Annotated in this window: 20 protein-coding genes and 1 tRNA gene; 15 read left to right on the top strand and 6 right to left on the bottom strand. The window is 63.1% G+C overall.

Features of this window, described 5'->3' with window-relative positions; genetic code table 11:
* The first annotated feature begins 4 nt into the window (after positions 1-4).
* Positions 5-751, top strand: a complete 747-nt coding sequence (locus JJ896_05010; protein ID MBO6778992.1) for a YebC/PmpR family DNA-binding transcriptional regulator — start codon at positions 5-7, stop codon at positions 749-751.
* On the top strand, positions 752-1306 hold the full coding sequence (gene ruvC, locus JJ896_05005; GenBank protein ID MBO6778991.1) for a crossover junction endodeoxyribonuclease RuvC: 555 nt from the start codon (positions 752-754) through the stop codon (positions 1304-1306).
* A 14-nt stretch (positions 1307-1320) separates the two neighbouring features.
* Here the strand turns inward: ruvC and JJ896_05000 are convergent, their stop codons facing one another.
* Positions 1321-1674 carry a hypothetical protein gene (locus JJ896_05000; protein MBO6778990.1) on the bottom strand — a complete coding sequence of 118 codons (354 nt, stop codon included), beginning with the start codon at positions 1672-1674 and terminating at the stop codon, positions 1321-1323.
* 135 nt (positions 1675-1809) lie between these two features.
* Between JJ896_05000 and JJ896_04995 the strand changes: the two genes are divergently transcribed.
* From JJ896_04995 to clpP, 7 genes are all read left to right on the top strand, one after another.
* Positions 1810-2082 carry a hypothetical protein gene (locus JJ896_04995; protein ID MBO6778989.1) on the top strand — a complete coding sequence of 91 codons (273 nt, stop codon included), beginning with the start codon at positions 1810-1812 and terminating at the stop codon, positions 2080-2082.
* 58 nt (positions 2083-2140) lie between these two features.
* Positions 2141-2770 (top strand): CIA30 family protein, encoded by a 630-nt coding sequence (locus JJ896_04990; GenBank protein ID MBO6778988.1) that lies wholly within the window; start codon positions 2141-2143, stop codon positions 2768-2770.
* Between the two features lie 38 nt (positions 2771-2808).
* A complete protein-coding gene (locus tag JJ896_04985) occupies positions 2809-3735 on the top strand; it encodes an ATP-binding cassette domain-containing protein (GenBank protein ID MBO6778987.1) in 927 nt (308 codons plus the stop codon).
* Positions 3732-5027 (top strand): ABC transporter permease, encoded by a 1296-nt coding sequence (locus tag JJ896_04980; protein ID MBO6778986.1) that lies wholly within the window; start codon positions 3732-3734, stop codon positions 5025-5027. Before JJ896_04985 ends, JJ896_04980 begins: the two co-directional genes overlap by 4 nt.
* 165 nt (positions 5028-5192) lie before the next feature.
* A complete protein-coding gene (locus tag JJ896_04975) occupies positions 5193-8450 on the top strand; it encodes a PD40 domain-containing protein (protein MBO6778985.1) in 3258 nt (1085 codons plus the stop codon).
* A 138-nt stretch (positions 8451-8588) separates the two neighbouring features.
* Positions 8589-9890 carry a trigger factor gene (gene tig, locus JJ896_04970; GenBank protein MBO6778984.1) on the top strand — a complete coding sequence of 434 codons (1302 nt, stop codon included), beginning with the start codon at positions 8589-8591 and terminating at the stop codon, positions 9888-9890.
* 168 nt (positions 9891-10058) lie between these two features.
* Positions 10059-10676, top strand: coding sequence for an ATP-dependent Clp endopeptidase proteolytic subunit ClpP (gene clpP, locus JJ896_04965; protein MBO6778983.1), 618 nt, complete (start codon positions 10059-10061; stop codon positions 10674-10676).
* Between the two features lie 78 nt (positions 10677-10754).
* Here the strand turns inward: clpP and JJ896_04960 are convergent, their stop codons facing one another.
* Together JJ896_04960 and JJ896_04955 are read right to left on the bottom strand one after the other, a co-directional pair.
* The gene (locus JJ896_04960) at positions 10755-11627 is read right to left on the bottom strand and encodes a zinc-dependent peptidase (GenBank protein MBO6778982.1); all 873 of its coding nucleotides are present in this window, start codon (positions 11625-11627) and stop codon (positions 10755-10757) included.
* Positions 11628-12256: 629 nt separating this feature from the next.
* A tRNA-Glu gene (locus JJ896_04955) sits at positions 12257-12329 on the bottom strand.
* A gap of 167 nt (positions 12330-12496) precedes the next feature.
* Here JJ896_04955 and JJ896_04950 point away from each other — a divergent pair.
* A complete protein-coding gene (locus JJ896_04950) occupies positions 12497-14911 on the top strand; it encodes a TonB-dependent receptor (GenBank protein MBO6778981.1) in 2415 nt (804 codons plus the stop codon).
* Here JJ896_04950 and JJ896_04945 read toward each other — a convergent pair.
* Positions 14908-15984, bottom strand: a complete 1077-nt coding sequence (locus JJ896_04945; GenBank protein MBO6778980.1) for a dienelactone hydrolase family protein — start codon at positions 15982-15984, stop codon at positions 14908-14910. The two genes, JJ896_04950 and JJ896_04945, sit on opposite strands and share 4 nt — an antisense overlap.
* Positions 15985-16076: 92 nt before the next feature.
* On the opposite strand from JJ896_04945, the gene JJ896_04940 reads away from it, so the two are divergent.
* Genes JJ896_04940 through JJ896_04925 form a run of 4 tightly spaced genes read left to right on the top strand, consistent with a single transcriptional unit; the run spans position 16077 to position 19646 of the window.
* Positions 16077-17222, top strand: a complete 1146-nt coding sequence (locus JJ896_04940) for a cysteine desulfurase (protein MBO6778979.1) — start codon at positions 16077-16079, stop codon at positions 17220-17222.
* Positions 17222-17731, top strand: coding sequence for a DUF2480 family protein (locus JJ896_04935; GenBank protein MBO6778978.1), 510 nt, complete (start codon positions 17222-17224; stop codon positions 17729-17731). Before JJ896_04940 ends, JJ896_04935 begins: the two co-directional genes overlap by 1 nt.
* Positions 17692-18897, top strand: a complete 1206-nt coding sequence (locus JJ896_04930; GenBank protein MBO6778977.1) for a DUF2914 domain-containing protein — start codon at positions 17692-17694, stop codon at positions 18895-18897. Before JJ896_04935 ends, JJ896_04930 begins: the two co-directional genes overlap by 40 nt.
* Complete coding sequence (locus JJ896_04925; protein MBO6778976.1) at positions 18879-19646, top strand: SDR family oxidoreductase; 768 nt, start codon at positions 18879-18881, stop codon at positions 19644-19646. The genes JJ896_04930 and JJ896_04925 overlap by 19 nt, the downstream gene beginning before the upstream one ends.
* 24 nt (positions 19647-19670) lie before the next feature.
* On the opposite strand, the gene recG is transcribed toward JJ896_04925, so the two are convergent.
* Together recG and JJ896_04915 are read right to left on the bottom strand one after the other, a co-directional pair.
* The gene (gene recG / locus JJ896_04920) at positions 19671-21782 is read right to left on the bottom strand and encodes an ATP-dependent DNA helicase RecG (GenBank protein ID MBO6778975.1); all 2112 of its coding nucleotides are present in this window, start codon (positions 21780-21782) and stop codon (positions 19671-19673) included.
* Between the two features lie 47 nt (positions 21783-21829).
* Entirely contained in the window at positions 21830-22828 is a 999-nt protein-coding gene (locus JJ896_04915) for a hypothetical protein (protein MBO6778974.1), read from the bottom strand.
* Positions 22829-22874: 46 nt separating this feature from the next.
* On the opposite strand from JJ896_04915, the gene priA reads away from it, so the two are divergent.
* Positions 22875-25076: a primosomal protein N' gene (priA, locus tag JJ896_04910; protein ID MBO6778973.1), complete on the top strand. Its 2202-nt coding sequence runs from the start codon at positions 22875-22877 to the stop codon at positions 25074-25076.

The following is a 25076-nucleotide window of genomic DNA, read 5'->3' as shown; positions in this document are numbered from 1 at the left end:
GGGTATGGCAGGCCACAATAAATGGTCAAAGATCAAGCGTCAGAAAGCCGTCACTGACGCGCGGCGCTCCAAAGTCTGGGCACGCATTACGCGCGACATCATGGTCGCCGCACGAGAAGGTGGCGGCGATCCCGGGATGAATGCGCGCCTTGCGTTGGCCGTCGAGAAGGCCAAACAGGAGAACATGCCCAAGGACAACATCACCCGGGCCATCAAGCGCGGCACGGGTGAGATTCAGGGGGCCGACTACGAGGAGGTGGCGTATGAGGGGTACGCGCCCAATGGAATCGCCGTCTTCGTGGAGACGCTGACCGACAATACCAACCGCACTGTGGCTGACCTGCGCGCCATGTTTTCGAAGGCCGGCGGGAGTCTGGGTAACTCGGGCTCGGTGGCCTTCCTGTTTGACCGGAAGGGCATTTTCGAGATCAAGTCGGAAGGTCTGGACGAGCTGGAGCTGTTCGAACTGGTCGCGGAAGCGGGGGCCGAGGACCTCACCGGAGATGAGGACCAGTTTGTGGTCACTACACCGGTTGAGTCATTCGGCGCCGTGCAGTCTGCGCTGGACGAGGCCGGTATCACCCCCGAGGAAGCCAGCCTGCAGCGCATCCCGACCATGACGAAGCAGCTCGAGATGGGCGAGGCCCAGAAAGTGGCCGCCCTGCTCGAGAAGATTGAGGAGCACCAGGACGTACAGGCAGTGTACTCGACGCTTGAATTCGACGACGAGCTCGTCGAGGCGCTCGGCTAGATGATCATTCTCGGCGTCGACCCCGGATCACGCGTCACCGGCTACGGGGTGATCAAGGTTGTCGGCGGCCAGGAGGAAATGATCGAGTACGGCGTGCTCAGTCTCGCCGGCACCGACAGCCATCAGCTACGCCTGAAGCAGATTCACGATCGCCTGCTGGCGGTGATTGACCGCTGCCTGCCGGACGTCTGCGCCATCGAAATGCCGGTCTACGGCAAGAATGCGCAGTCCATGCTGAAGCTGGGGCGTGCTCAGGCTTCCGCCATGCTTGCCGCTTTGAGCCGGGAGATACCGGTGATCGAGTACACCCCAAAAGAGGTGAAGAAGTCCGTGACGGGCAATGGCGCCGCCACCAAGGAGCAGGTCTGGTACATGGTGCGCGCCATGCTCCGGGTGACGGACGAATCGAAGGAGATGGGCATGGACGCCTCCGACGCGCTCGCCGTCTCACTCTGTCACGCCCATCGCGGAGAGAAAAGCCAGGGAGCGCGCTACTCCAGTTGGTCGCAGTTTGTCAAGCAGAATCCCGGACGCGTGGGGCTCCAGGGTCGCTGACTCTCGTCGCGGGCTTACTCTTCCTCTCCGGAGTCCTCATCGGCGTTCTCGCCGTCCTGATTGCCGCTCTCGTCTTCCTCCTTGTCCGGCAGCGGACCCCAGCCGCGTTCTGCGTCCCGCAGCCGCACGATCTCAGCCACCTCATCCACGTCCAACATGCCCTTGGACATCTTGAACACCAGGTTGGACACCTGACGATCCTTGCTGGGCGCGTGATTCCACTCGGGGTGAGCCTGCTCGATGATGCTTACCAGAATGCGCAGGTGCGGGTAGCGCTCCTCCTTGGATTGCAGCTCCGCAATGGACTGAGCGAATAGATCCGAATTTCGGCCGACCTGTTTGTCGACAATCTTGTCGTTGTACACCATGGAAAGTGCCCCTTGGGGCGCGCGTGGGTGGGGGCGCGGGTCTCGAAAGTGAGACGGTCCGCCTGGACCATTGACCGAATCGGTCGCGAAAGGATGGCGTGAACCTTGCTTTGAGGGGTAACGTTCCAGCCGACCATGTTCAACCTTTCGATCCCATATCGCCTTGAGCTTTTACCCGTGGTCCCGGCATTCCACCGGCGCGCGCGGCGAAGCAAGGAATTTGGCACCGGCCAACTGGTCTACTACGGGCCAAGTCCGGCGTACTATGGCATCGGGGAGGTGAAGCAAATCGTTGACGGGTTTGTAGCCGTCGATTTCCGCGGGACCGGCCAGTTCGGCGTGCACGAAGATGTGTTCAAGCCCGAGTATCTCATGCCGATCCCTCAGAGGACACTGAGTCTGCTTTGAATCCTGACGGGGCATTCTCCCGTACCCGACGCTCCGGCGTCACCGGCACTCCTCCCACATGCATCTGGTTCGTTTCCCGGCACTCGCGCTGGGCGTTTTTCTGGCAGCCTGTTCCGATTCCCCACGTTCCGTTCCGCTGGTCAGTGGGACCGTGGACACGTTCGAGGACGGCAACCACATCAATACCGCCAACCATCCGTGGCAGGCCATTGCAGACGGTGCCGGAACCAGGTCGAGTCTCGACATCGTGCCTGGCGGCTTCTACTCGGTGTCCACGCACTTCATGGAGGTTGCCGGGGTGCGCCCATCCGACGCTACCGGGTCCCGCGTGGTGGGCGTGCGGTCCTCCATCGCGGAGTTTCCTCCGGCGGCGGACCCATCGCGCGCAACCATCCCCCGGGATGCCTCCGGGTTCGATGGGCTGAGTCTCGCTTTGCGCGGAACGCCGGGCACCTACATCGTACAGATCGGGACCGCATCGATCACCGATTTCGATTTCTACAATGCCTACGTAGAGGTCGGCCAGGAATGGAGCGAGTATCGACTGCCGTTCTCGGCCTTTCGCCAGGAGGGGTTCGGCACGCCCGTTCCCTGGTCCGGCGAAGACATCACTCACGTAGCCGTTTTTGTCAACCTCGACGGGTATTTCACCTTCGGGGTTGATGATGTGCGCTTCCATCAGGATTGACGCTTCCAGTCTGATTTTTCTGCTTCCAACACCCTCCGATGCCTCTTCTACATGTTGACGAGGTCACGAAGCGATACGACAAGGTCCTCGCAGTAGACCGCGTATCCTTCAAGGCCCAACCCGGGCGGATTCTCGGCATTCTCGGCCCCAACGGGGCTGGCAAGACGTCGACCATCCGCATGATCACCTACATTACCATTCCGGATTCCGGAAGGATCACGCTGGACGGAAAGCCGGTTGGCCCGTGGAGTCAGCGCCGCATGGGCTATCTGCCCGAGGAGCGCGGTCTCTACCGGAAGATGAAGGTGGGCGAGCAGCTCAGCTACTTCGGCGAACTCAAGGGGCTGACCCGCAAGGAGGCGCTCAAACGCTCCAGGAAGTGGCTGGAGCGATTCGAGGCGTCGGACTGGGTGAATCGCAAGACCATGGAACTGTCCAAGGGGCAGCAGCAAAAGGTCCAGTTCATCGCGACCATCCTGCACGAGCCGGAACTCCTGATTCTTGACGAGCCGTTCGGAGGCCTCGACCCCATCAACGCGGACCTCTTGACCGACGTCATCATGGAGCTGAAATCCGGTGGCCGCACGATCCTGTTTGCCTCGCACCGGATGGAGCAGGTGGAGCAACTCTGCGACGACATCTGTATGGTTTCGGGCGGCCGCATCGTGCTCGACGGCACGCTGCGCGACGTCAAGCGGCAGTTCGGTAAAGACACCCTGCAGGTGGATTACGAAGGCAGCGACGCGTTCCTGGAGGCTCTGGAGCGCGATGGGCTGGTTACGGTCTCCCTGCGCAGCAAGGCCCACGCAGAGATGCGACTGCTGAACGGTGCATCGCCTCGCGCGGTGCTCGAGCGCATCATCGGCACAGTCGATGAGATCTTCCGATTTGAACTGGTAGAACCGCCGCTGCGCGACATCTTTGTCCAGGTGGCCGGCAAGCGAGACGAGGAGGTGGCGGCATGAACCGGACTTTCATTGTAGCAAAGAACGAGTTCCTGACTCGGGTCAAGAGCAAGGCGTTCATCATAACCACGCTGCTGGGGCCCATCATCTTGATCGGCTTCTTCGCCGTTGTGGGCCTGGTGACGGTGCAGTCCATGGAGGGCACACAGCGCACGGTCTCCGTGGTCGACGAGACGGGCTTGCTGTATGATCGGCTTGAAGCCCGCGAATCCGATTCGTACCGGTTTGTCGAGGCCACTGAGCCGGCGGATTCCGTTCGTGCCGATGTGCTCCGGGGCTCCATCGACGGCTACCTCGTCATTCCGTCCGGCATTCTCGACGGCGCAGGAGAGGTCGAGTATTTCACGGTCGATGGGGGAATTGGCTCGGTGTTCCAACGCGGCCTGGAGCGCGCCGTGGAAGGCGTGGTCGAGGACGCCAGACTGGACCGTGCCCAGATCACCCCGGAGGTTCGGGAGATCCTGAACAATCGGGTCCGGGTCAACACGGTCATGCTTACCAGCGAAGGTGAGGAAGCCGGAGATGCTGGCGCGTATGCCATCATCGGCTTCATTCTCGGCTTCCTGATCTACATGGCCATGCTGATCTACGGCTCCGTCGTCATGCGCGGCGTGATCGCAGAGAAGAGTACGCGCGTCGTCGAGATCATCGTGTCGTCGGTCAGGCCTTTTGAGCTCCTGATGGGCAAGGTGCTGGGTATCGGGGCGATGGGGGTTGTGCAAATGGTGGTCTGGGCCGGCATGATGGCGGCAGGTACCATCGGCGCCGGAGCGATCGTGGCCCTGTTCGCGGACCCGGCCAGCCTCAACCTGCCGGACACGGCCACGCAGGAGGAAGTGCTGGCGGCTGTTGATTTCCAGCCGCCGCAGCTGAATCCGGAGGTCTTCATCTGGTTCGTGCTCTTCTTCCTGGTCGGCTATCTGCTGTATGCCTCCCTGTTTGCGGCCATTGGTTCGGCGGTCGAGCACGAGCAGGAGGCCCAGGGTTTTCTGATTCCGGTGATGATGCCCATCATCATTTCGATCATGTTCATCAGTCCGATTGTGGAGGAGCCAAACTCCACCCTGGCGCTGGTGCTCTCGATGCTGCCCTTCTTCAGCCCGGTGCCGATGGTGGTCCGAGTGGCGGTGACCGATGTGCCCTTATGGCAAGTCGGGGGCAGCTTCCTGTTGATGGTTGGCGCGTTTCTCGGCGCCATCTGGCTGTCGGCGCGGATCTACCGGGTTGGTGTGCTGATGTACGGCAAGAAGCCGTCCATCAAGGACATCATGAAGTGGATCCGGTACGCCTAGATCCGGAGGTCTCCAGGACGGAACGCGCAACCGCTGAGGGTACGCAGTCTGGGGCGGGGCACCTCGCAGTGCCCCGCCAATTCCGGAACCTGAGTCGTTTCCCTATTTAGGAAATGTCCTGGCGTCGTTCCCTCGTGGCGCCGACTCCACCCGGACCCATCCAACATGCTGCGTCGCCTGTCCATTCTCCTGAGTCTGGCAGCGGTGGCCCTTTGCGCTGCCGCTCCGGCAGCGGCGCAGTACTTCCGGTATGGGAAGAACAAGGTGCACTACGACAGCCAGCCGTGGTACTACCTGCGTACCGAGCACTTCGACGTTTACTACTACGAGGGTGGCAAGGAACTGGCGGATTTCGCGGCACACGCTGCGGAAGAGGCTTATCTGAAGGTAGCAGACCTCTTCGCGTACGAGCCGACCGGCCCGATTCCGATGCTGGTGTACACCAGCCATAATGCGTTCGCGGTTACGAATGCGGTGGAATTGCCCACGTTCTCCGATGGCATCGGCGGTGTTACGGAGCTGTTCAAGAATCGGATCGCCGTTCCCTTCACGGGAGACTATGCCGACTTCAGGCATGTCATTCACCACGAGTTGGTGCACGCCGTCATCAACGACATCTATTACGGCGGCTCCATCCAGTCCATCATCGCCAATAACATCCAGACGCGGATCCCGCTCTGGTTCAACGAAGGGCTGGCCGAATATTCCGCTGCCGATGGGTGGGACAGCGAGTCGGACATGTACCTGCGGGAGGCCATCCTGGAGGATCACCTGCCGGAAATAAACCGCCTCGGAGGATTCTTCGCCTACCGTGGCGGCCAGGGCGTTTGGGACTACATCGGCGAGCAATACGGCCGTGAGAAGATCGCGGAGATCCTGAATCGGCTTCGGCTGTCCCGATCTGTCGACGGCAGCTTCAGGCGGGCCATAGGTCTGGATGTCGAGCAGTTGAGTGAGCGCTGGCAGCGCAGTCTCCGGGAAATCCACTTCCCGGAAGTTGCTGCCCGCGAGGACCTGAGTGAGATCGGCCGAGCCATCGTGACGCGCGAGGAGGGCTTCTACAATACCAGCCCGGCGCTGTCGCCCCAGGGTGACCGGGTCGCGTATATCTCGACCCGAAGCGGCCTGTTTGACGTCTACATCGCATCGGTGGCGGACGGAAGGGTCGAGAAAAGGCTGATCCAGGGTCAGACCAGCACCGGGTTCGAAAGTCTGCGACTGCTTACCCCGAGCCTTGCCTGGAGCCCTGACGGGTCGACCCTTGCTCTGGCCGTCAAGCAGGGTGAAGCGGACGCCGTCGCACTGGTCGATGTCGAAACCGGCTCATCCCGGCACATCCGGGTCGGCGACACCGAGCAGATTTTCTCAGTGGCCTGGCACCCCGAAGGTCGTCGCCTCGCCGTCTCGGCAGCCGATGGGCCACAGTCCGACATCTACGTCGTGGACGCGCAGGGTCATCGGGCCGTCAATCTGACGAATGACGCTTTCAGCGACCATGAGCCGGTCTGGTCTCCGGATGGTCGGTTTCTGGTGTTTCAATCCGATCGTGGAGAGCGGCTGCTGCTCGGACAGGAAACCGTGCGCATGCTCGACCACAACTTTGAGCAGAAGAGCCTCTACCGCCTGGTGCCCGGCCGAGGCTACGTGGACCGGCTCACCAATTCTGGCCGATGGGAAGACGGTCGGCCGCAGTTCGGACCGGACGCCAACAGGTTGCTGTTCATTTCTGACCGCAATGGCGTACCGAACCTGCACCTCAAGGACCTGGAATCGGGACTGGAGCGCGCCGTCACCGACCTGACCATAGGTGCGATGGGCATGTCCGTGGCCGCGAACGGCCAGCGCGCCGCGGTCGTGAGTTTGAAGGACGGAACGCCGTCCATTTTTGTGCTGCGCACGCCATTTGAGCGCACGCCGCCGGACGCGCTTCGTCCCAATGTGTGGGCCCAACGCATGGATCCTACCTCGACGGTGGACGCCCCTGCCCTGGCCCTGGCCGGATCGGCCCAGCGGCGGAGCAATCCTTTTCTGCGCTCGGCCGCTCACGCGCCCCAGCCTCAGGTCGCGCCCGAGTTTGAAATCGCCGGACTTGGAGGTGATGATGACCCCATCCGGCTCGCGCCGGACTCGCCCGTCGTCGATTCCATCCTGGCAGACATCCAGGTCGACTTCCGCAACTACACGTTCAGCCCGGCCTTCTCAGAGGCGGCGCGTGATCTGGTGGGACGCCCGTCACTCCTGTCGTCAGACTATCTGCCACGAGCCGTGGTCGACGACGACGGCGAATATGCGCCTCGCAAGTACAAGCTCGACTTCTCGCCGGACATCGTACACGGTGCGGCCGGGTACGATGCACTTTACGGCGTGCAGGGACTGACCCAGATGATTTTCTCCGACATGCTGGGGAATCACCGCATCACCGTGGCGACGAACCTGCTGATCGACCTGCGGAATTCGGACTACCTGCTTTCCTATGAGTACCTGCCCCGGCGCGTGGACTGGACCACCTCCGGTTTCCACGTGTCGCGACTGCTTGCCAACTTTGCGGATAATCGGCCCACCTATTACCGCTACCGGCAGTACGGTGCTTCGCTGTCGGCAAGCTACCCGTTGTCCAAGTTCCGACGGGTCGATGCAGAGATATCCTTGATCGGCGTAAACCAGACCGACATCACGGATGCCCTGCAGCCCTCCGCCACTCGGTCCCTGATCGTGCCGAGGCTCACGTTCACACGAGATGTGACGACACCCGGCTACCTGCATCCTGTGGACGGATCCCGGATGGCGATGAGCCTGTCAGGGAGCCCGTTCGGCCTGGGGGGACAGCCGACACGCTTCATCACCGCACTGGGCGATATCCGCACCTACCACTCCTTCCTGGGTGGTGCCTATACCTTCGCAGTTCGTGGGTCTGCAGCCGCGAGTCTGGGGCCGGAGCGCCAACTGTTCTACACATCAGGCGTCTTGAACTGGATCAATCGCACCTTCGACGACCTGAACGGACTGCCCATCGATGATGCCAGCGACTTCATCCTCGCAACGCCCATCGTCCCCCTGCGCGGCTTCGACATCAACGCCAGAAACGGATCCTACTTCGGCCTGGTCAATGCCGAGTTTCGTTTCCCGCTGGTCGCCGCCATGCTCCCGGGGCCCATGCCTTTTCTGCCGCTCTACAACATTCAGGGGCAGGTCTTCGCCGACGCCGGCATGATCTGGGGTGGCCGCAACGATGGTGACGGCCTGTCGCTGCGCACCCACCACCCGGACGGATACATGGTGTTCGATGATCTGCTGACGTCGGCAGGGTTTGGTGTACGCACCATTTTCCTGGGCTACCCACTCCGCTTCGACTTTGCCTGGCCGTTCGATGGACGCGGCTTTGGAGACCGGCGCACGTATATCTCACTGGGTCTCGACTTCTGAGAGGCTAACCGGGGCATGAGTCCATCGCCCGCCACCACGGCCGCCGACTGGGGAAAGGGCGTGAAATGAGGAGCCGGGGTTGAACCTGCTGTGCCGGGCCGGGGTTTGTGCGGGCTAGAACTTTCCGAGCCGGCTTCCATGCCCCACACCATCACCAAGATCAGCGACGTCGAGTTCGAGCTCGAGGTCGAGGCCTCCGCGGAGGACATCGCCCCCCAACTGGATGAGGCCGTGCGGCGGCAGCGCGCCCGCACATCCATGAAAGGCTTCCGCCCGGGCAAGGTGCCGGCTCAGCTGGTGCGCAAGATGTACGGCAAGGCACTCGCCTATGGCGTGGCCGAGGACAAGGTTCAGAAGACCTACAAGGAAGAGGTCCTGGACAACGAGGCGTACCAGGTGCTGGGCCAGCCAACCATTACCGAGCTCGACTACGAGTATGGTGGAGACCTGAAGGCCAAGGTGCGCTTTGGCGTGCGGCCGGAATTCGAGATCGTATCGCTGGACGGCGCCGAGGTGTCGCGACTTGAGCACACGATCTCGGATGAGGAGGTCGAAGAAGAGCTGGAGCGCGTGCGCGAGCGTAATGCCGATTTGTCACCTGTGGAGGGGCCGAGCCGGGAAGACAGCTTCATCCTGACCGACATCTACGAAGTGGATGAGGAAACCGGAGAGCTGACGGGCGATCACCGTCACGACGTGGCCTTTTTCCTCGGCAGCGACGAGTTGACGGATGAGACGCGTAAAGCCCTCATCGGACTTGAGCCCGGCGGTATGGCGCGGGTACAGCTCGTGCGTCAGGAAGACGACACCGAGGCCGAATTCGAGGTCCGTCTCAAGGAGGTCAAGAGCCGCGAACTGCCCGATCTGGATGATGACCTGGCCAAGGCCGCTTCAAAGGGATCGATCGAGACGCTGGATGAATTGCGCACGCAGCTCCGGGAGCGCATGCAGCAGTCAGTGGATCAGACGAGTCGTGAACTGTTCGAGGGTGCCCTGATTCGACAGGTCCTGCAGCGTCACGAATTCGAAGTCCCTGAGTCCGTCGTCGACATGTACGTGGAAGGGCGCCTGGAGAACTTCAAGAAGCAGGCCGGTGATCGCCTCCCGGAGGATTTTGACGATGCGGCCTTCATGGAAGCCGGCAGGCCGGATGCTGAAAAGCAGGCCCGCTGGATGTTCATTCGGGATCGCGTCTCGAAGAACGAAAGCTTTGAGGTGTCCGATGAGGACCGCGTGGCATACTTCGAGCAGAATGCGATGGGCGATGGGCTCACGCCCGACTTCATGATGCAGTACTATCGCTCCATGCCGCAGATGATGCAGCAGCTGGACGACATGCTGCTGACCCGCAAGGTGCTGGACTTTTTTGCCGATCAGGCCACCGTGGTCGGAAAAGACCGCGAGGCCATGCAGAAAGAAGCGGCCGAAGAACGCGCCTAGAAGGGCCAATCCCTTGACGGCATGACCCTTGCAAGGCCGGAACCGGCCCATTAGGGTCCGGTTATCCGACGCCAAACCACGCCAGAACACAACATGGTCGACCAGTTCCTCAAGTTCGCCAAGGGGGTAGACGTTCCCTCGGACATCCACAGCGGCCCGCTTGGGTCCATGAACACCCTCGTTCCGATGGTGGTGGAGCAGTCGTCTCGCGGTGAGCGCGCCTACGACATCTTCAGCCGCCTGCTGAAAGAGCGCATCATCATGCTCGGAACGGCCGTGAATGATGCGGTGGCCAACTTGATGGTGGCCCAGCTGCTGTACCTGACGTCCGAGGATCCGGATCGGGACATCAACATCTACATCAACTCGCCGGGTGGCTCCATCGACTCAGGTCTGGCCATCTACGATACCATGCAGTACATCCAGCCGCACTGCTCCACCATATGCGTGGGCCTGGCGGCGTCGATGGGTTCTGTGCTGTTGGCTGCCGGCGAGAACGGGAAGCGTGCCGCACTGCCGAATTCCCGCGTCATGATCCATCAGCCCTGGATGGGCGGTGTGCAGGGTCAGGCCTCGGATATCGAGATTCACGCCCGCGAGATCCTCAAAATGAAGCAGAACCTCTACCAGATCCTGGCCGACCACACCGGTCAGACCAAGGATCAGATTGAGGCAGATGGCGACCGCGACCACTGGCTGAGCGCAGCCGAGGCCAAAGACTACGGTCTTATTGACAACGTGCTCACGCCCAACTCTCCGAAAGCCAAGGATTCCGAAGACGGGTAAGCCCCTCCTGGGCGTCTTTCGCTTTTTTGGCCCGGCTTCTTTAAGGGGGAAGCCGGGCCTTTTTTTTGGGCGCTGGAATCAGCGCACCGTAGTGCCCGCCCGGGGGTCCAAATTGAAGAGTGCCTTGAGCGCGCCAAACAACTCGGCGTGATGTCGAGCAAGGCGAGACGGCTCCACGAAGAAGCTCTCCACCGCGCAGGCAAAGAACTCCGCGGGCTCGGTGGCGCCGTAGTCCCGGATGATGGAGTCCCCGCGCTCTATGCGATCCATTTCCCGGTCAACCAGGTCTGCCCAGGCGTCGGCTGAACGCGCGTCCACCAGGGCCGGCATGCCGTCCGCAAACTCGGTCTTGTAGTCCAGAAGGTGCGCTAGTTCATGGAGCACCACGTTTCCGTCACCTGGCCGATTCCAGGCGGTGTCCAGCGCCCGAATCGATAGAATTATCGGGCCCTGCTGATGTGCCATACCGTCAAAGTCGGCATGAGCCTCGATGTCGTAGTCGTCATCAAAGTGGTCCGGGTAGAACAGCACGCCCTGTCTGTACGGTAGCTCCCACTCGGGATGACCGTGCATGAGCAGGGCCGCACCGGCGGCTACCGAGAGGCGGCGTGCTTCTGTGGGCTGAGCGCCGTTCACACCCTCAAAGCGCCACTCGTTCAGAACAATCTGTACGTCGACATCGAACCGGCCCCGATCGGTCTGAGACAAGCTGGTGTACAGCGGGAGGTGCGTCGCCAACCATTTCCGTTTCCACTCCGGTAGGGGGGCGCGGGTTGTGCGCCATCGGCGCAGCGACTTTCGCTGCAGGAGAACGACCATCGCCGCGAACGCGATCAACCCGGGAAACCAGCCCGCCTCCAGGCCCAGCGCGGACATGGTGCCAATGCCGACGCCGATAAGGGTGGCAAGGACCAGCGTGTAAGCAAGATGTGATCGGGTCAGGATGCGCATCGGCGTCTTTGGGGACGGTCGCGGTGGGCCGTTTGGGGGATACTACGGCGAAAGGCTTCGGCCGGGAGGGCCGCGGCTGTGCGGTCGTGGCGGCCGCCGGGGGCAGCGGCCTGGCGGGTGCCTGTGGCTGCTCCTGGCCGTCGGGGGCTGGACGATGCCTGTGGCCGCGCCTGGCCCGCCGCGCGCTGGGCGGTGGAATCGCGGGGGCGATTACACGTGGCGCCGCGCGCGGGCCGGCCGCGAGTGGAATCGAGGGGGGGTGATTACACACCGCGCCGCGCTCGCGCCGGCCGCAAGTGGACTCGCGGGGGGCGATTACATGTCGCGCCCCGCGCGGGCCGACCGCAAGTGGAATCGAGGGGGGCGATTACATGTCGCGCCCCGCGCGGGCCGGCCGCAAGTGGAATGGCGGGGGGTGATTACATGTCGCGCCCCGCGCGGGCCGGCCGCAAGTGGAATCGAGGGGGGTGATTACACACCGCGCTCCGCGCGGGCCGGCCGCGAGTGGAATCGAGGGGGGCGATTACACATGCCTCGCCGCGCTCAGGCCCCGGGGCCTGGCTTCAAATCCCCCCATTCCCCGACATAGCAAGCCCCGATTTGCGTCGAGGCAAATCGGGGCTTTTTCGTACCGCGTACGGGATTTGAACCCGTGTTACCGGCGTGAGAGGCCGGCGTCCTAGACCCCTAGACGAACGCGGCGGTTTTCCCGAAGGGTGGCGCATAACGCGAATGCCGTCTGCCATGTTTCGCATCGGGATGTGCCCGCAGGGCGACTTTCACCCGCTCTCCCTCCTTTATCTAGACTCAGTCTAAATAACAATTGTACATTCGGGCCGAATCCCGCCATCCAGCCCATCGTCTCCCCTATGCGCGCAACTGCTCTGGCCTTTCTGCTGCTCGGCACGGTCACAACGTCCCATGCCCAGATCTCGGGTACCATCTCGGACGCCGAAACCGGCGCGCCGCTGGCTGGGGCTACCGTGCTGGTGCTGGAAACCGACAGCGGCACCACCGCGGATGCCTCCGGCCGTTTCAGCCTGGACTCCAATCGGAGTGAGCTCACGCTACTCGTTTCTTACGTGGGCTTCGCGGAACAGACGCGCATCCTGCGGCCGGAATCGGGCGCAGCCCGAGCCGACTTTCGCCTTGTCCCCCAGGAAGGGGTGTTGGAGGAGATCCTGATCGAACAGGCCTCGATGACAGGGGGCCTGCTTGGGATCAAGGGGCATCCTGGCTCGGCCCACCTGGTCACGGCCCGCGGATTGGCAACCTTCGAGACGACCGACATCCACCGGGCCCTGCGCACGGTCCCAGGGGTCTCCATCCAGGAAGAGGACGGGTACGGCCTGCGGCCTAACATCGGCCTGCGCGGCACAGGCTCTGAGCGATCCTCCAAGATCACGGTTATGGAGGATGGCATTCTCATCGCCCCTGCCCCGTATGCGGCTTCTTCGGCCTACTACTTCCCCACTACCGGCCGCATGAGCGGCATCGAGGTCGTCAAGGGCTCCAGCCAGATCAAGTACGGACCGTTCACGACCGGCGGCGCCATCAACCTCCTTTCTACTCCCATTCCGCAACAGACCTCGGGGCACCTCACCCTGCTGGCCGGGGACGATGCCAACCGCCTGGTGCACGTGCACGCCGGCACCAGCAGAGAGCGTATCGCATTCCTTCTGGAGACCCACAGGCAACAAACTGACGGCTTCAAGCAGCTCGATTCCGGAGGATCCACGGGCTTCGAAAAGAGTGATGTTCTGGCCAAGCTGCGATTCTCCAGCCGCGCCTCCGCCCGCGTTCAGCAGAGCCTGCTCTTCAAGGCCTCCTTCACGGACGAACTCTCTGACGAGACCTACCTGGGCCTCACTCCCGGAGACTTCGGCTTGAACCCGTTGCGCCGGTACTCGGGCTCCCAGCAGGACGAAATGAAGACCGATCAGCGGCAGCTTCTGGTTCGCCACCGCATCCAGCCCATCGCCGGCCTGAACGTGATCACCACGGCCTACACGACGCGCTTCAATCGCAACTGGTACAAGCTCGACAAGGTTACAGCCGGAGGAGAAAAGGTTGGAATTGCCTCTCTGCTTGCCGACCCGATTGGCAACTCGGCCCAGTACGCCGTGCTGACTGGAGACGACGCATCCGGACTCCTTTCGGTCAAAGCGAACAACCGCGCCTATCGAACGATGGGCCTGCAGACTGAGACGACCGTAGTGCTCGGTGCCCATCGGGTAGAGGCCGGTGCGCGCATGCATTATGACGAGATGGATCGTTTCCAGTGGGTGGACGATTACAGCCTGGAAGGCACTGCCATGTCCCTGTTCAGGGAGGGCACTCCCGGTACGGAGTCCAACCGGATCGAGAGCGCAAACGCCGTGGCCGGCTGGGTGCAGGGTTCACTGGCGATGGGCTCGCTGACATTCCGACCGGGATTGCGGTTTGAGTCGGTCGTTCAGCGACGCGAGGATTTTGGCAAGGCGGACCCGGAACGCACCGGCGCATCAGTGACGACCCGGCGTAACGCCACATCGACCCTTCTGCCCGGACTGGGCATGACCTGGGAAGCCTCGCCGTACCTGACGGCCTTTGCAGGACTGCACCGGGGCTTTGCGCCGGGAGGGACCACGGAGGGAGCGCGTCCCGAGGAGAGCCTGAACTACGAATTGGGCACCCGCTACGGTCGTGGCGCCATCGGTTTTGAGGCCGTGCTCTTTGCCTCCGACTACACCAACCTTCTGGGATCGGATCTGGCGGCCGCCGGCGGTACCGGATCCACGGATTTGTTCAACGGTGGCGCCGCACTGGTGCAGGGTCTGGAGTTCAGCGGTACCTACAATCTCGGCCGCCTGACCGACTGGAGGGCGTCCGTGCCGGTGACCGTTGCCTACACTCGGACAAAGGGCTCGTTTTTGAGTGACTTTGAATCATCATTCGATCCCTGGGGGACCGTCAGGGTAGGAGACCACCTGCCCTACCTGGCTGAAAACCAGCTCAATACCACGGTTGCGTGGGAGCAAGACCGGGTAAACGTGGCCTTGTCTGCCTTCTGGGTGGGCCAGATGCGCACGCGCGCAGGATCCGGTAGCCCGAATGCGGACGAGCGCATCGACAGTCACCTCACGCTGGACCTCTCGGTGGACGTCGAACTGCGCTACGGCGTGAGTGCGTTTGCCGTGATGAAGAACCTGACCGACGAGGTGTACGTGGCCGCCCGCAGACCGGCCGGCCTGCGACCAGGCCTGCCCCGTTCCCTGATGGCCGGACTGCGCGCGGACTTCTAGTTGACCAGTGGCCTCAGAAACTCGGCGGTCCGATCGAAGGCGAAAGGCAGCGTGATCGGATTGTGCTCGCCATTGTCGTAGAGAAATCCCTCGAAGTCCGGGGGGCGCTTGCCGGCTGAGTCCATGGCCCGAATGAGCAGGTCGGCCTGACTGACCGGCACGACGGTGTCTGCGTCGCCGTGGTGGGCCTGCAGGGGTGCAATCTGGTCCACAAACAGTACGGCCGACCGCATCACCAGCTGCGGACGCAGAGAGGCCGCCGAGACCTCCCCATTGGCAAGGGGAATCAGGTAGTTCTCGTTCATGAAGTCCACGCCCGGAAGGTCGCGCGGCATGCCCTGCATGGTCTCGATGGCGACATCCTGTACGAACGGACCGAAGAAGTCGGTGGGGCCGAAGAATTCCACCACGCGATCCACCCGGCGATCCCGCGCAGACATGAGCATGGCGACCGCCCCCCCACGACTGAACCCGACAGAAGCCACCCGGCTGGGGTCGATTTCCGGCACGGTCTCAATGGCCACGCTCAGCAGGGCCATGGCGTCGTCCACGTCGTAGTTCCAGGGCGAGGCGGGCCCATCCGAACGCCACGATTGTCCATTGTATCGCAGCGGCTCGTCCCTGAAAGACGGAACGACCACGACCCAGTCATCCTGGAGCGCTCCGAAGAACTGAAGTACAAAAGCAACTTCGCCGTCCAGGGAGACTCCCCCGTCACCGCCATGCAGGTAGAGCAGGACCGGCATGCTTCCCCGTGCCGAACCCTCCGGCACGACGATGCCGCCGTAGTGGGTGGTGCCCCCGACACGGTGCGAAACAATCTCCACGCGCATGTCTGTGGAGTTGAACCGACGCTGCTCGGCGAGGACGAGGTTGTAGTCGTACACCCCCGTGTCTCGGCTGGCCCAGTCGGCACGAATCGCCTGTACTTCGGCGACGGTCGGGGGCGCAAACAAGGGATCCAGATCGATGCCGTTGACTATGCCCGGGCCCTCCGGCTCGATCTCGGCGTAGGTGTGGTCGCAGGCCGCGATAACCAGGGCGGCTGCGACCGGCAGAAAGAGGTGCTTCATGGTGTACCGAAAGTGGGTGAACAATCTATGTGCTCCCCAGGGCCGAAACCGCCCTCAAAGCGCACCGTTCGAAGCCCACAAGCCTTTGTGCCGTGAGTGCTTCGATCTACCTGGACAACAATGCCACTACACCGGTCGACCCGGACGTGGTGCAGGCCATGCTGCCGTATTTCGGCACGCAGTTCGGCAACCCCTCGAGCAAGCGGCACGCATACGGATGGACGGCCGATGAGGCCGTTGCGATCGCCCGCGAACAGGTAGCAAGTCTGGTCGGCGCTCGTCCGGACTGGGTGCATTTCACCGCCGGGGCCACCGAGGCCATCAACTGGGCCATCAAGGCCTGGTGCTTCGGAAACGAGGGGAAAGGAAAGCACATTATCACGGTAGCCACGGAGCATCCCGCCGTGCTTCGCTCCTGCGAGTGGTTGGAACGGCTCGGATGGTCCGTGACCACACTGGCTACCGATCATCGCGGTCTGGTAGCTGCGGAGCAGGTGGAAGAAGCCCTCACGCCTGAGACCGTGCTGGTCTGCGCCATGTGGGCCAACAACGAAATCGGCACGGTTCACCCCGTCGCTCGGATTGCCGACGTGGTCCAGCCTCATCAGGCCGCCCTGTTGGTAGATGCCACGCAGGCGTTGGGCAAGATTCCGGTGACGATGGGCTCGGTGGACTTCCTGGCCTGTTCGGCCCACAAACTCTACGGCCCTAAAGGTGTGGGCGCCCTGTTGATCAACGGCGACAAACCCCGCCTCCGGTTGGAACCGTGGATGCATGGAGGGGGGCAGGAGTTCGGGCGACGCGCCGGTACCCTCAACGTGCCGGGCATCGTGGGCCTTGGAGCCGCGGCCGAAAAGGCCGAAGGCCTGCTGGACCAGGAAGGCCCACATCTTGCCCGGTTGCGGGATGGCCTCGAGGCAAAGCTGAAGGAGAGCACGGTGGTCGTCATAAACGGCGAGGGTGCCGAACGGCTGCCCAATACATCCAGCGTGACATTCCCAGGTGTGGATACCGCCAAGCTGATCGGTGCCGTGCCGGAGCTGGCGGTATCGACCGGGAGCGCTTGCTCCACGGGAGCCGGCAAGCCCAGCCATGTGCTTCAGGCCATCGGATCGGACCTCGAAAGTGCGACACTCCGGCTCAGTCTCGGACGGTTCACCTCAGAAGAGGCGGCGCTCCGGGCGGCAGCGCTCCTGTCGGAGGCCGTTTCACAACTGCAACCCGTCCCGCTTGACTGATGGAGCCCATCGTCAATCGTGTTGCCCAATCCGGAATCCAGGTGCTTGACCTGGCCGAAGTGCTCGGAGACCCGGCCGTCGCTGTGGTCGACCTGGTGCCCTTCCTCTACGGAGGAATGATCCTGCGTGAGAAGCATTTCCGTGACGAAGTCGCTGCGCACGACTGGCACGCCTATGCCGGAAAGCACGTCGGCATCGTTTGCACCGAAGACACGATCATTCCCACATGGGCCTATATGCTGATTGCCTCCCGACTGGAGGGGGTGGCTGCATCCGTCACGGTGGGCAACGAGGTGGCCGTGCGGCGCGAGCACACGCAGCGTGCACTGGCCAGATACGACTGGTCGCGGCATGAGGACGCGATCGTGGTCGTCAAGGGCTGCGGCACCGGGTCGGTGCCGGACTCGGCCTTCGTGCAGGCAATGAACCGCCTTCAGGGCATGGCGCGAAAAATCATGTTTGGCGAACCTTGCTCCTCCGTGCCGCTCTGGCGGAGGCCCAAGAGCTGATGGAGCCGTCGGATGGCGGAGCGCCGGCCACGCCGGCGCTGCCCGCACCGCGCAGGCGAGGCCCGCTGGAGCGGGTGCTGAGTACCCGGGTCGCACAACGTGCGCTTTCTCTGCACGAAGCACACCCCCGCCGAGCTGCCGCCACACTGTTCCTTGCCGGCGTCGGATGGGACGCGGCGACCATCTTTCGCATCGACTCGGTGATCGACAACGCGCTTATCCTGCTCTATCTGGGGGCGCTCTGCGTGTTGTATTTCGCCGCGACGCTGCATGACGCGGGAAAGCTGGAGAACCCGACGCTGCTGCGCTTTGTGCGGTGGTATCCCATGGCCAGCCAGTTTCTCATGGGCGCCCTCTTCAGCATGTTCGTGTTCTTCTACTCGCAGAGTGCGTCGTGGTCGGAGACGTCCGTCTTTCTGCTCGTACTGGTAGCGCTGCTGGTCGCCAACGAGGTGTTGCATGACCGCATGTTCTCGGCCCGGCTGAGACTGGTGCTGCTCTACTTCGTGCTCGCGAGCTACCTCATCTACGCCGTACCCATCGTAACCGGCGTGATGAACCACCTGACGTTTACCGTCGGACTGCTGCTGGCTGCCGGGATCATCAGCCTGCTCGGGCGCATGCTGTGGAACCGTGGTTTGTTCCGGGAGCGCTCCCAAATGGCTTCCATAGCCGTAGCCATCCCGCTGCTCGTCGGTTTCCTGGAAGTCGCCTACACCCTCAACTGGATCCCCCCGGTACCGCTCGCGGTCCGGGACGCGGGCGTCTACCATACCGTCAAGCGAGACGGCGATGTTTACCGAATGCGCATGGCCAAGCCGCCCTGGTTCCGCTTCTGGAAACAGACGGAAGACCCGTTTCGGTACAGTCCGGGGGACACGGTGTATGTCTACACGGCCGTCTTTGCGCCGACCCGGCTCCAGAAGGGCATTGTGCATGTCTGGGAGCAACACGACGGTACCGAATGGGTCGAGACGGATCGCATCGGCTACCTTGTGAGCGGTGGGCGCGATCACGGGTATCGCGGGTACACCATGAAGCGCCTTGTCGAACCGGGCAGATGGCGGGTGCGGGTCGAAACTGAACCGGGACGGCTGCTGACCCGCGTTCGCTTCGACATCGAACCCGGGGAGGTCAATCGGTGGAAATGGATAACCGACACATGACGTGCGATGGGCTCAACGTGCTGGTAACTGGCGCCAGCCGGGGAATCGGGCGAGCCTGCGCAGTGGCCCTGGGCCGGGCCGGGGCCCGGGTGGCGGCCCACGGATTCGCCAACGCGGAACGCGCTCGAGAGGTCGCCGAAATGGCCGGCAACGGATCGCAAGCGTTCCTGGCCGACCTCTCGGACCCGCACGCACCGGGGCGCCTGGTGGACGAGGTACTGGAATCCTTCGGCGGGCTGGATGTGGTCGTCAACAATGCGGGCGTCTCTCTGGAGATGCCGCTGGACCTGGACGAAGACGCCTGGCTATCCCGATGGGAGAAGACCATGGCCATCAACGTGCGCGCGGTCGAGGCTATTAGCCGACGCGCGATTCGGCACTTCAGCGCTCGGGGCGGCGGACGCCTGATTCACATTGCGTCGCGCGCTGCATTCAGGGGGGACACCCCGGACTACGTCGCCTACGCGGCGTCAAAAGGAGCGGTGGTGGCGTTGTCCCGCACCCTGGCACGCGGTTTGGGCAAACTCGGTATCACCTCCTTTGTAATCGCCCCGGGGTGGGTGCGCACGGACATGGCCGCGGAGTTCATTGAGAAACACGGGGAAGAGCCGGTTTTGAACGAGATCGCGCTGCCGCGCCTGACGGAACCGGAAGACGTAGCGCCCATGGTGGTTTTTCTCGCCTCCGGACTTGGCGATCACGCCACGGGCACCTCGATCGACATCAACGCGGCGAGCTACGTGCGCTAGGAGCTTCGATCGCGCGCCAGAGGCCTAGCCAACCTGCGCCATCGCGCCCTGCTCATCCTGAAAGAACCGCCTGTAGTGTGCGCCCAGCGCCCGCGCCTCCGCTTCCTTGAGATCCGGGTCACGGGCTACGATGGTTGACGCCGCTTCCCGTGCTTCCGCCAGAATCTCCTGATCCCGTGTCACGTCCGCGATGCGCAAATCCGGCAAACCACTCTGACGCGTGCCGAAGAAGTCTCCGGCACCACGCATCTTCAGATCGATCTCCGAGATCTTGAATCCGTCATCGGTCTCGACCATGGCTTCCATGCGCTCCTCACCCTCTGCGGACCGTTTGAAGTCTGCCATGAGGATGCACCAGGCCTGATCCGCGCCACGCCCCACGCGCCCTCGTAGCTGGTGCAGCTGACTCAGTCCGAACCGTTCCGCATGCTCGATCACCATCATGGAGGCATTGGGCACATCCACGCCCACCTCAATTACGGTGGTCGATACCAGCACGTGGGTCAGGCCTGCCTTGAAGCGCTGCATGATTTCGTCCTTCTCGGACCCCGCCATGCGGCCGTGCACCACAGCCACTTCGTACTGGGGAAAGACCTCCCGCAGTTTTTGGTAGCCCGACTCTGCGTCTTTCAGATCCAGCTTCTCCGACTCCTCCACGAGCGGATAGACAACGTAACACTGGCGACCTGCCTTCAGCTCTGCTCGGATGTCCTCATACACGGCGGACCGATCTCTCTCAAAGCATAGGCGGGTGATCACCGGCTTCCGGCCGGCCGGCTTCTCGCGAATAACGGTGACATCGAGATCGCCGTAGACGGTCATGGCCAGCGAGCGTGGGATGGGCGTGGCCGTCATGAGCAGGGTGTGGACCGCGTCGCCCTTGTCTGTGAGACGAGCGCGCTGCATCACTCCAAATCGGTGCTGCTCGTCGACGACCGCGAGCCCCAGACGCGGAAACTCGACGCCGTCCTGTATGAGAGCGTGCGTGCCGACCACAATCTGCACCTGGCCGTTGGCAATCTCGGCCAGGATCTCGCGGCGCAACGCCTTGCGCTGCCCGCCCACCAACAAGCGGACCTGGATGCCCAGCGGGTCCAGAAACTGCATCAGGCTGCGGTAGTGCTGCTCGGCCAGGATCTCGGTGGGGGCCATGAACACGGCCTGAAACCCGTGATCGACCGCGTGCAGCATGGCGGCTACTGCGACCACCGTCTTCCCACTGCCGACATCGCCCTGAAGCAGCCGGTTCATGGGTCGCCCTGTCCGGGTGTCCGCAACCACCTCCCGGATTGCTTGAGCCTGGTCGCCCGTCAGCATGAAGGGCAGCACCTCGCTTTCAAGGCGGGCACTCAGTCCCCCTCGGGGTCCGAACACGTGGCCTTTCTCCTCAGCCCGCCGGCTGCGCAGGCGAGCCAAGAGCAGCTGAATGAAGAAGAACTCCTCGAAGATGAGTCGCCGCCTGGACTGGCCCAACTCCTGCTGGGATTTCGGAAAGTGGATGGCCCGCAGTGCGACGCGGCCGTCGATCAGGTCATGGTCTTTCCGAAGCGTTTCCGGAAACGGATCACGAAGACGCAACCCGTGCTCCTTGAAGAGCCCCCAGATGACCTTGCGGAAGACCCGGCTTGTCAGGCCCACACGCTGAAAGGCGGCCGTGCCCGGATACAACGCAATGATGCGGCCGGTGTCCAAAGAGGGTCCGTCCTCGTCCAGCTTGTCGAAATCCGGGTGGGTGAGGTTGACGCTTCCCCGGTAGGTGTTCGGCTTGCCGTGCAGCGCAACCGAGTCGCCCACCTTGAACAGCTTTGATATCCACACCGCGCCACGGAACCACACGCACTTGATGCGTCCGGAGTCATCTCCGACGACCATCTCGAACCTCCGCTGTCGTCCTCTTGCGGGCGGGGACCCGGCAACCAGCACCTTGCCTACGATGGTGACCGAACCCTCGGCGCGACCCACATCCCGGATGCGCGTGACGGTCGAACGATCCAGGTAGCGCCTCGGGTAGTACTGCAACAGGTCCCGCACCGAGCGGATGCCGGCCTCCTCCAGCACATCGGCACGCCGGGGCCCGACGCCCTTCAGGTACCGAATGGGCTCGACCAGGAACTCGTCGCCGGTGGCTGCTTCCATGGGCAGGTATACCCCGACTCTACGGGGAGGCTCCCCGATTCCACGGGCTAGCGCAGTCGCGCCCGGTACCTGCGCACGCCGGGGTCCGGCTCGGTGATGGTCACGGCGATCTCGGCAGTGCCGTCTTCGCCGGCCTTAACCGCAATGTCCGTTGGATAGAACTCCTTTCCGAAAGCAGGATCAGGCTCCACCAGGATCTGCATCAGCCGGCCGTCGGCGTCATATACCTCCACGCGCAGCCAACCAGGCCGCACGTTGATGACAAAGAGCGCATCGCCCAGATAGGCGGCCGATGGAGTGAGTAGCGGTGGTTGATTGGCTGCGCCAAGCACAAACGCCCGGCTTCGCGGCAGCATCGGAGAGTCGAATCCGAACAGAGCCAGGGAGTCGAGTCCCGCCTCAAACGTGTATACCTGCGGCCGATAGCCCGAAAGACTCACCGGATGGCCGTCCTGGAGCCGCAGGGGCCCGGCCCATCGCCAGAACGGTGCCTCCAGCGCGAAACGCTGCAGGGTGGATCCGTCTTCCGCAAGGCGGGACAGGTGACCTTCAAAGCCTTCTGCGGCAACTTTCACCCAAATGCTGGTGTCCGAGACCGCCGCGTACTGCAGCACGCGCTCCGGCAGGTCGGATGGCATCGGCACATCGAGCGTACCGCTCAGGCCCACGATGCGGCCGGCAGCCGGACTGAGAACGGCGGGGTGTCCATCGCGGAAGCCCACCAAATACGGGTACTCCAGGGTGTCGAGCTCGGTCACCGCAACCTCGCCGGCATGGTCGATGCGCACCAGTTGATGATCTCCGGTGTCGGAGATCCAAAGCGAACCGTCCGGAGCAAAGGCAAGCGTGCGCGGATAGCGCATCTCCGGAAGTTCGGGCACCATCAGCACCTCCAGCGTGTCCACCGGCAGCTCTTCAGACCACGCTCGGGCCAGCGAGTCTGCCGGCAACAGCAGACGGGACTCCGTGCGGTTGCAGGAATACGGAAAACAGCCGGCCAGAAGAACGGCCAGCACGGCCGGAAACCAGGAAAGTCTCGAATGCATCACGGGGCCGCCGAACGCCCGGGGCCATGGGGTGTTCTACGGCGCCATGGTTCTGGTAAACGTCATCCTTCCTTTGCCGCTGGACTCGGCCTACACCTACCAGGTGACGTGCGATGTGCCCGCGCATGACCTGACCGGTTTCAGGGTCCGCGTTCCGTTTTCGGGTCGCAGTCTGATCGGAGTGGTGAGCAGCATGGCGGATCGCCCGCCCGAAAAGGGGCGCCTGGCAGTTGTTCAGGAGATACTGGACGAGCGTGCCGCACTGCCGGAAGAACTCATGCGGCTCACCCGATGGCTCAGCCGATACTACCTGTGCTCATGGGGAGAGGCCGCCCGGGCGGCCCTGCCGCCGGAGGGACAGGCACGCACACGCCTGTTTGTCGCGCTCGCGCAGCCCGATGTGGTGGTCCGTGGCGCAAAACAGCAGGCCGTCCTGGAGTATCTCGTGCAGTCCGGGGGCACCCGGGCTGCGACCGAGGTCCTTGCGGAGACTGGAGCCAGCCATGGCACACTGCGAAGCCTGGAAAAGCGGGGCCTCGTGACGATCATGGAGTCAGACGCACAGCCGCATGCGCAGCGGGTGACCGGTGATACCATCGGAGAGGAACGCTTCCACCCCTCTCAGCGCGCGGCGGCCGACGCCCTCAGGTCGGCCCTGGCGCAGGGGGACTATCGCACGTACCTGCTGCACGGTGTCACCGGAAGTGGCAAGACCGAGGTGTACATCGATGCGCTGCAGCACGCCGTGGCAGCGGGCCGCAGCGGGATCGTGCTGGTCCCGGAAATCGCACTCACTCCCCAAACGGTGCGGCGCTTTCAGTCGCACTTTGGCAGCAGCGTGGCCGTGCTGCACTCGCGGCTTTCAGCCGGGCAGCGGTACGACACATGGCGGCGCATCCGCCGGGGCGATTTTCGCGTGGTCATAGGCCCCAGATCAGCGGTTTTTGCCCCTGTCCAGGATCTCGGGTTGCTCGTCGTGGATGAAGAGCATGAATCCTCGTACAAGCAATTCGAGCCGGCTCCCCGTTACAACGCACGGGACGTCGCCGTCATGCGCGCGTCCCTGAACGGTGCCGTCTGTGTGCTTGGTTCTGCCACCCCCTCTCTGGAAACCATGCATAACGCACGGTCTGGCAAGTACCGGCTGCTTTCCATGCCTGACAGGGTGCCGACCACCGACGGGTCGCGGGCCCGGCTGCCCGAGGTGCGCATCATCGACATGCTGGCCGAGCGCTCGCCGGACAGGCCAAACCCCATCGTATCGAACGCGCTCCGTGTGGCAATCCAGAAGCGCCTGGAGCGGCAAGAACAGATCATACTGCTGCAGAATCGCCGCGGATTTGCGCCGGTGCTGTCCTGCGACACCTGTGCTCATACGCCGGAGTGTCCGGACTGCTCGGTGTCCCTGACCTGGCACAAGCAGCGCGGGCAGCTGCGCTGCCACTACTGCGGACGGGCGTTTCGATCACCGTCTGCCTGCGCGTCGTGTGGAACCGGCACACTCGAGCCCGTGGGTGCCGGCACGCAGCGTGTTGAAGAAGTGCTGGGTGACTTGTTTCCCGCGGCTCGAGTCTTGCGCATGGATATGGATAGCACCTCCCGAAAGGACGCTCATCATGAGATTCTGAACGCCTTTGGCGCCGGCGAGGCAGATGTACTGGTAGGCACCCAGATGGTCGCCAAAGGGCTCGATTTCAGCCGCGTGACCCTGGTCGGCGTGGTGGATGCCGATGCCGGACTGCTTTTTCCGGATTTCCGCGCCGACGAGCGCACATTCCAACTCCTGACGCAGGTTGCCGGCCGGGCAGGCCGCGCGGATCTGCGGGGAGAGGTGCTTTTCCAGACCCGCAACTCACGGCATCCGGTCATTCTGTGGGCTCGACGCCACGACTACCTCTCCTTTGCCGATGCGGCACTCGCCACCCGGGAGGCACTGGGTTATCCGCCCTTCACCCGGGCTGTGCGTGCGGAATTCCGCGGACCGGATGAGGCAAAGGTCAAGGCTGCGGCAGACCGTTTCGCCAAGGTCTTTCGAGCGACAGCCACCGGGATGGAGCTCGTCGGACCCTCCCCCGCATTCATCGTTCGGGTGCGGCGCCACTGGCGCTATCTCGCGCTGGTCAAGGCACCTCGATCCGTGAGTGCGCAGCGCATGAAACAGGTGTTCGATCACGTGCTCGGTGGCGTGGGACGCCTGCCCAAGGGCGTGCGCATAAACGTGGACGTCGACCCGCTCGGCATGCTCTGA

The sequence above is a fragment of the Rhodothermales bacterium genome (genome assembly GCA_017643395.1).
Taxonomy (GTDB): Bacteria; Bacteroidota; Rhodothermia; order Rhodothermales; family UBA10348; genus JABDJZ01.
Note: the sequence above shows the minus strand (reverse complement) of the source record. Positions and strands in the feature narration are given on the sequence as shown.